At 62.3% G+C, this 2,165-nt stretch carries 3 protein-coding genes; all 3 read left to right on the forward strand.

Annotation, left to right across the window (positions count from 1 at the left end):
- A partial coding sequence (gene tmk, locus WBF74_RS03505; RefSeq protein WP_424435237.1) for a dTMP kinase occupies window positions 1–539 on the forward strand: 539 nt, incomplete at its 5' end.
- A gap of 149 nt (window positions 540–688) precedes the next feature.
- Window positions 689–1,369: a M23 family metallopeptidase gene (locus WBF74_RS03510; protein WP_424435240.1), complete on the forward strand. Its 681-nt coding sequence runs from the start codon at window positions 689–691 to the stop codon at window positions 1,367–1,369.
- 60 nt (window positions 1,370–1,429) lie between these two features.
- The coding region (locus WBF74_RS03515) for a DNA polymerase III subunit delta' (protein ID WP_424435243.1) at window positions 1,430–2,165 on the forward strand (736 nt) is incomplete at its 3' end.

Raw genomic sequence — 2,165 nt, forward strand, 5'->3', positions numbered from 1 at the left:
GGCATAAGGTTGTCACCACGCGGGAGCCGGGCGGCGCGCCGGGTGCCGAACTCATCCGCGAGCTGTTGGTAACGGGTGAGACGGGCCGCTGGGCGCCGCGCACGGAGGCGCTTCTTCATTTTGCCGCGCGCGAGGAACATCTCGCCCGCACGATCCGGCCTGCGCTTGATCGGGGGGACTGGGTAATCTCCGACCGCTTTGTCGACTCCACCATGGCCTATCAGGGCGTGGCGCAGGGGTTAGGGGCGGATTTCATCACCCGGCTGCGCAATCTCGTTGTGGGCGACGATATGCCCGTGCTCACGCTGATCCTCGATATTGACCCGGAACTTGGCCTCAAACGGGCCGGAGTGCGCGCCACGAGCGGCGAGGACCGCTATGAGCGCATGGATATCCAGTTTCACAAGAACCTTCGGCAAGCCTTTGAAAATATTTCAAAAAATGAGCCTGATCGCTGCGTCCTGATTGACGCTGAAGCCTCGGAAGGCGAGGTTGCCTCGGCCATCTGGCGGGTTGTCGAGGAACGGCTCTCCCCCTGAGGACGGCCACATATCCCCAAGTTTGTGACAAAAAATTTCAGTTAACAGCATTTACCTTGATGCGATCTGTCGACTATAGAACACGGGTTTGATTTTGAGCCCGCAGACAGAACCGGCACCAAGGCCGCGCCCGACATAAAGGATCGCCGATGAAACGACGACACCGCGACGCCACGGGCGCGTTTGTTTCTCCTGCTGTTGCGACGGCTCTGACCCTCGCTCTGGTTTTTCTGCCCTCCACATCTTCCTCGGCCAATGAGGCCGAACGCGGGTTTGAAGCGACAAGCTACATCCTGCCTCTGATGAAGCCCGAAGTGGCGCCTGCCACCTATCCCAATCGCGGCCTGCATTTCATCGATCCGATCGACACTTCCAAAGCGCGCATGACATCCGGCTTCGGCTGGCGCACCCATCCGGTGCTGAAGGACCGCCGCTTTCACAAGGGCGTGGATTACGCCGCCCCCAAGGGCACGCCGGTCTATGCGACCGAAGACGGCATTATCAGCATGGCGGGCTGGCGCGGGAATTACGGCAAGCTCATCACGGTGAGCCATTCCGATTCCGTGAAAACATATTACGCCCATCTCTCCGGCTTCGCGCCGGGCATCCGGCCGGGCGTCGGAGTGAAGAAGGGCGAGGTCATCGGCTATGTCGGCATGACCGGGCTCGCCACCGGCAACCACCTCTATTACGAGGTGGTGGTGAATGACGAGCATATCGATCCGCTCGCCAGCGACCTGAATGAACAGGTGAACGTCCTCACGGCCGAGGTTGAGCGGCCGAAGGGGCGGGTTGCCCAGCGGCAGGGCACGGCGCCGGAAACGCGCTGACCGCGCTTCCTCCCCGTTACACCGCATGACGTGCGGACCCCCTCATGCTACCTAGAAGGCATGAGCGAGACCGAGATTCCCGAAAGCGACCGGCTGGGCGACTTCCCGCATCCGCGTGAGGTTTCGCAGCTTGTCGGGCAGAAGGAAGCCGAGCAGGCATTGTTCGACGCCTTCATGAGCGGCCGGATGCAGCATGCCTGGCTGCTGACGGGGCCGAAGGGCATTGGCAAGGCGACGCTCGCCTATCGCATGGCGCGTTTCGCACTGCATTACGGCACGCCTGACGCCGCCCGCGCGGCGGGCGCGCGCGATCTTTCCGTCCCGGAGAACTCACCTGTCTTTCATCAGGTGGTGGCGGGAAGCCATCCGAACCTTCTCACCGTGCGCCGCCCATGGGATGACAAGACGAAGAAGCTCAAGACCGTCATCACCGTGGATGAGGTGCGCCGCATCGGCCATTTCTTCGGGCTGACAGCGGCAGAGCGCGGTGCGTGGCGTGTTGTCATTATCGACAGCGCGGATGAAATGAACCCCAATGCGGCCAATGCGCTTCTGAAAGCACTTGAAGAGCCGCCAGCAAACGGGCTCTTTCTGGTCATTTCCCATCAGCCGGGACGTCTTCTCCCGACCATCCGCTCGCGCTGCCGGATGCTTCGCATGATGCCGCTGAGCGACTCCGATATTGCCAGGCTGATGGCCGATGCGATGGCGGGCGCAGCCCCCGCGCGCGGCAGGGGCAGGGCTGCGGACCCAAGCGAAGAAGAGCGGTTGCAGATCGCGCAGCTTGCGGAGGGCA

It is taken from the genome of Parvibaculum sp. (genome assembly GCF_049672805.1).
Taxonomy (GTDB): Bacteria; Pseudomonadota; Alphaproteobacteria; order Parvibaculales; family Parvibaculaceae; genus Parvibaculum.